5 protein-coding genes and 1 tRNA gene are annotated in these 5,173 nt (G+C 67.6%); 2 read left to right on the forward strand and 4 right to left on the reverse strand.

Annotation, left to right across the window (positions count from 1 at the left end; genetic code table 11):
* The coding region (locus B3T77_RS11270; RefSeq protein ID WP_292079646.1) for a septal ring lytic transglycosylase RlpA family protein at positions 1 to 567 on the reverse strand (567 nt) is incomplete at its 3' end.
* A 105-nt stretch (positions 568 to 672) separates the two neighbouring features.
* Here B3T77_RS11270 and B3T77_RS11275 point away from each other — a divergent pair.
* Positions 673 to 762: transfer RNA gene (locus B3T77_RS11275), tRNA-Ser, on the forward strand.
* Positions 763 to 835: 73 nt separating this feature from the next.
* Positions 836 to 2,155 carry an Hsp70 family protein gene (locus B3T77_RS11280; RefSeq protein ID WP_292079647.1) on the forward strand — a complete coding sequence of 440 codons (1,320 nt, stop codon included), beginning with the start codon at positions 836 to 838 and terminating at the stop codon, positions 2,153 to 2,155.
* Positions 2,156 to 2,164: 9 nt separating this feature from the next.
* Here B3T77_RS11280 and B3T77_RS11285 read toward each other — a convergent pair whose 3' ends face one another.
* The 3 genes from B3T77_RS11285 to B3T77_RS11295 form a co-directional block, all read right to left on the reverse strand.
* Positions 2,165 to 3,283, reverse strand: a complete 1,119-nt coding sequence (locus B3T77_RS11285) for an acyl-CoA dehydrogenase family protein (protein WP_292079649.1) — start codon at positions 3,281 to 3,283, stop codon at positions 2,165 to 2,167.
* A gap of 4 nt (positions 3,284 to 3,287) precedes the next feature.
* Positions 3,288 to 4,469, reverse strand: coding sequence for an acyl-CoA dehydrogenase family protein (locus tag B3T77_RS11290; protein ID WP_292079651.1), 1,182 nt, complete (start codon positions 4,467 to 4,469; stop codon positions 3,288 to 3,290).
* 144 nt (positions 4,470 to 4,613) lie between these two features.
* The coding region (locus B3T77_RS11295) for an FtsW/RodA/SpoVE family cell cycle protein (protein WP_292079653.1) at positions 4,614 to 5,173 on the reverse strand (560 nt) is incomplete at its 5' end.

Here is a 5,173-nt window from a genome sequence, read left to right on the forward strand (position 1 = left end):
GCCTCGCGGCGTCGGCGCCGAGGCCCGCAATAGCGTGCCCCCGCCCTGCTGCGGCGCCCGGCCGAGGTAGCGCACGCGCACCCGACCGACGCCCTGCGACAACATCCCCAGTTCGCTCGCCGCCTCGCGCGACAGGTCGATGATCCGGCTGTCCACGAACGGCCCGCGGTCATTGATCCGCACCACCAGCCGCCGCCCGTTCTCCAGGTTCGTCACCTCGACCAGACCGGGCAGAGGCAGGGTCTTGTGGGCCGCCGTCAGGGCATGCATGTCGAACCGCTCGCCGGTCGAAGTCGGCCGCCCGTTGAAGGCGTCGCCGTACCAGGACGCCATCCCGACCTCCTCATAATCCGGCTGTTCCTTGGGCGTGTACCAGCGCCCGCGCACCTGATAGGGCCGCATCGTCCCCGACACGATCGGCGCCGGATCCTTGACGACCGGCGGACGGTCCTCGCCACGCCCGGCGACCGTCCCGCGCACGCCCGCGCCGCCGACGGTGGAACAGGCGGCCAGCAGCGAAAACAGCCCCAGGATCAGCGCGCCGCGCACTCCCTGTCCAAACGTCATCGACCCGCCTCGCAAAAAATACGAAAACAGGATGACCGAAGACATTTCCGCTTTGGTTAATGACCCGTTCGCCTGCTATGGCGTCCGCCTCCGCTGCGGCGGCAAGGAAGTGTGGCCGAGTGGTTTAAGGCACTGGTCTTGAAAACCAGCGACGGTGAGAGCCGTCCGTGGGTTCGAATCCCACCGCTTCCGCCACTATCCCTCGCTTAGCCCTTGCTATTGCCCCATCTGCCGTTAGGAACCCGGCTCCCCTGCCTGGAGCCCTGCCATGACGGCGACGAAACCGATGACGATCGGGATCGATTTCGGCACGACCAATACGGTCGTGGCCCTGACTGATGCGGACGGCCTCGCCCATCTCGTGACCTTCGACGCGGTCGAGGGCCAGACGACCACCTTCCGCTCGGCGCTCAGCTTCCAGACCCATCCGGGCGTGGACGGCCAGCCGCCCGAGCGTGTGGTCGAGGCCGGGCCCTGGGCCATCGCCGCCTATGTCGAGGATCCGCTGGAGACCCGCTTCATCCAGTCGTTCAAGACCTTCGCCGCCAGCGCCGCCTTCACCGAAACCCGGATCGACAACAAGCGCTACGCCTTCGAGGATCTGCTGGCCGCCTTCCTCTTGCGCCTGCGCCACCATGCCGGCGACGCCCTGACGGATGCCCCGCCCGCCGTCATCGTCGGCCGTCCCGTCACCTTTGCGGGCGGCAATCCGGACGAGACCCTGGCCATGTCGCGCTATCAGACGGCGTTTCAGCGGCTGGGCTTCACCGACATCCGCTATGCGCACGAGCCGGTCGGCGCCGCCTTCTATTTCGCACGCCAGCTGAAGGCGGACGCCACGGTCCTGGTCGCCGACTTCGGCGGCGGCACCAGCGACTTCTCGATCATCCGGTTCGAACATACGCCCGACGGCCTGCGCTCGACGCCGCTGGCGCGCTCGGGCGTCGGCGTGGCGGGCGACGCCTTCGACTACCGGATCATCGACCAGCTGGTCTCGCCCGAACTGGGCAAGGGCGGTCTGTACAGTTCGGTCGGCAAACAACTGCCGATTCCCCAGCGGTATTATTCCGCCTTCGCCCGCTGGGATCAGCTGGCCCTGCTACGCGCCTCGCGCGACATGCGCGACATTCGCGCGCTGGCCCGCACCGCGCTGGAGCCGGAGAAGATCGAGCGTCTGATCGAGGTGCTGGACGACAACCACGGCCATGACCTGTACCGCGCCGTCTCCACGCTGAAGATGGCCCTGTCGGCCGACGACCAGGCGACCTTCCTGTTCCAGGCCGGCGGCGTCCATATCGAAAAGCCCGTCGCCCGCGCCGATTTCGAACGCTGGATCGCGCCGGAACTGGCCGCCATCGAGGGCGCGGTGGATCAGGCGATGGCCCGCAGCGGCCTGGCGCCCGACGCTATCGACCGCGTCTTCCTGACCGGAGGCACCTCCTTCGTGCCGGCCGTGCGGGCGCTGTTCCAGAACCGTTTCGGCGCCGAGCGGATCGAGACGGGCGGCGAGTTCGAATCCATCGCCGCCGGCCTGGCCCTGATCGGGCGCGAGGCGGATCTGGACCTGTGGAGCGAAAAGGCGGTCTAAATCCCGCCCCTAGAACCCTTGCGCCCGCGCCACCCGTTCGGCGTGGAAGCCGGCGTCGCCCAGCAGCTCATTCAGCACCCGCACCCGCTTCATGAACAGGCCGACGTCGAACTCGTCGGTCATGCCGACGCCGCCGTGCATCTGGACCGCCTCCTGCACCGCCAGCTCGGCGGCCCACCCGGCCTTGGCCTTGGCGATGGACGCGGCCAGCGGCGCGTCTTCGCGCCCCTCGTCGATCGCGATCTGGGCGCCGATCGTCGCCGCCCGCGCCAACTCCAGCTCCGAGAACAGATGCGCGGCCCTATGTTGCAGCGCCTGGAACTCGCCGATCAGCTTGCCGAACTGTTTGCGGGTCCGCAGATAGTCCATCGTCGTCTTGAACGCCTGATCGCCCGCGCCTGTCAGGCTGGAGGCCGCGCAGGCCCGCCCCAGGTTCAGCGCGCCGTCCAGCAGCGCCTCCCCGCCCCCGACCGCGCCGATCACTGCATCGGCGTCGACCGCCACATCAGTCAGCGTGATCCGCGCCGCATTGTGCGCGTCCACCATCACCGTGCGCTCGACCGCGACGCCCGCCGTCGCCGGATCGACCAGGAACAGCGTCGTCCCCTCCTCAGCCGTCGCGACGACGATCAGGGCGTCGGCCACATGGCCGTCCAGCACGAAGGCCTTGGCGCCATTCAGCCTGAAACCATTGCCCGCGCGCTCGGCCTGCGTGGTGATCCGGGAAGGCGCATGCTTGGCGCCCTCGTCCACCGCCAGCGAAAGGATCGCCTCGCCCGCTGCGATCCTGGGCAGCCAGGCCTGCTGCGCCTGCGATCCGCCGTCGATCAGCACCTTGGCTGACAGGATCGACGAGCCCAGATACGGCGACGGCGTCAGGGTGCGCCCCAGGCTCTCGGCGATCACCCCGGCTTCGACCGCGCCCAGCCCCATGCCGCCCAGCGCCTCGGGGATGATGACGCCGGCGAAGCCCATCTCGCCAAAGGTCCGCCACAGGTCGCGCGACACCCCGTCGGCGTCCCGCTCGTCCCGCAGCTTTCTCAGATGGGCGATCGGCGCCTGTTCGTTCAGGAAGCCGTCGGCGGCGTCCTGCAACATCGTCTGTTCTTCGGTCAGGATCAGGGGCATCGTCTCACGCTCCCGGCAATTGCAGCAGGTGTTTGGCGATGATGTTCAACTGAACCTCGCTGGTGCCGCCCTCAATGGAATTGGCCTTGGTCCGCAGCCAGTCGCGCGCCGCCTTGCCGTCATGCGACCGCTCGCCCTCCCATTCCAGCGCATCGGCCCCGCCCGCCGCCATCAGCAGCTCATGGCGCCGCTTGTTCAGCTCGGAGCCATAGTATTTCAGCATGGAGGCGATGGCCGGGTGCGCCTGTTTGGCCTTCACCTGATCTCCGACCCGCTCCATCGCCAGGCGGAAGGCGGCTGCGTCGATCTCCAGGTCCGCGATCCGGGCGCGCAGCATCGGCTCGTCCAGACGCCCGGCCGCGTCGGCTCCGATGGCGTCCATCGCTACCTGCCCCACCGGACGCCCGCCGCCGACCTCGCCCATCGCGCCGATCATGGTTCGCTCGTGCGCCAGCAGGTATTTGGCCACGTCCCAGCCCCGGTTCAGCGTCCCGACCAGGTTTTCCTTCTCCACCCGCACGTCGTCGAAGAAGGTCTCGCAGAAGGGCGACTTGCCTGAAATCAGGGTGATCGGCCGCGTCGTCACGCCCGGCGTCTTCATGTCGAACAGGACGAAGCTGATGCCCAGATGTTTGGGCGCCTCGGGGTCCGTGCGCACCAGGCAGAAGATCCAGTCGGCCTTGTCGGCGTAGGAGGTCCAGATCTTCTGACCGTTGACGATCCAGTGGTCGCCCCGATCCTCGGCCCGCGTCTGGATGGACGCCAGATCGGATCCCGCGCCTGGCTCGGAGTAGCCCTGGCACCAGCGAATCTCGCCGCGCACGATCTCGGGCAGGAAGCGCTTCTTCTGCTCTTCCGTCCCAAAGGCCAGCAGCGCCGGGCCCAGCATCCAGACGCCGAAACTGGCCAGGGCCGGCTGGGCCTTGATGCGTCGCAATTCGGAGGCCAGCACCTTGGCCTCCTCGCGGCTGAGGCCGCCTCCGCCGTATACCTTGGGCCATTCCGGCGCCGTCCAGCCCCGCGCGCCCATCCGCTCCAGCCACAGCTTGTGCGCCGGGGTCTTGAAGGTGGGATTTCGCCCGCCCCAGATCATCTCGTCGTCGGCCATCGGCCCGCGACATTCGGCCGGGCAGTTCGCCTCCAGCCAGGCGCGCGTCTCGGCGCGGAATTGCTCCAGATCGGTCATTCCTCGTCTCCCATGGCGTGCGTCGCTGACCGGCCGAAACCGATGCGAGACATCGTTGGGAATGACCTTATCCAGGAAATCCCCGCCTTAGAAAGCGAAACCTGAATGCCGATCACTTAGCTGACGTAACGTCAGATGAGGCCATCAGATCAGACCGTGGCCCTTGGGCAGTTCGGCGTAGCGGTGAACCCGCGTCGCCATGACCAGACCGAAGCCGATCATGACGGTCAGCATCACCGTGCCGCCATAGGACAAGAGCGGCATCGGCACGCCCACGACCGGCGCCAGCCCCATCACCATCGCCCCGTTGATCAGTACATAGAGCGCGAATGTCGCCGTCACGCCCGAGGCCGCCAATCGCCCGAAGTGACTGTGCGACAGCGACGCGATCCTCAGCGAGATCAGAATGATGGCGGCATAGGAGGCCAGAAGCGTGAAGGTGCCCACAAAGCCGAACTCCTCGGCGAAGGCGGCGAAGATGAAGTCGGTCTGGCGTTCGGGCAGGAACTCCAGCTGGCTCTGGCTGCCCAGGCCGAACCCGCGCCCCAGCGGTCCGCCCGACCCCATGGCGATCTTGGACTGCACGATCTGATAGCCCTTGTCCGACATGTCGGCCTCGGGGTTCAGGAAGGTCAGCACCCGGTGACGCTGATAGTCGTGCATGCCGAACATCACATAAGGCGGCACCAGCACGGCGGCGGCGA

This window comes from Brevundimonas sp. UBA7838, assembly GCF_002500885.1.
Classification (GTDB): Bacteria; Pseudomonadota; Alphaproteobacteria; order Caulobacterales; family Caulobacteraceae; genus Brevundimonas; species Brevundimonas vesicularis_C.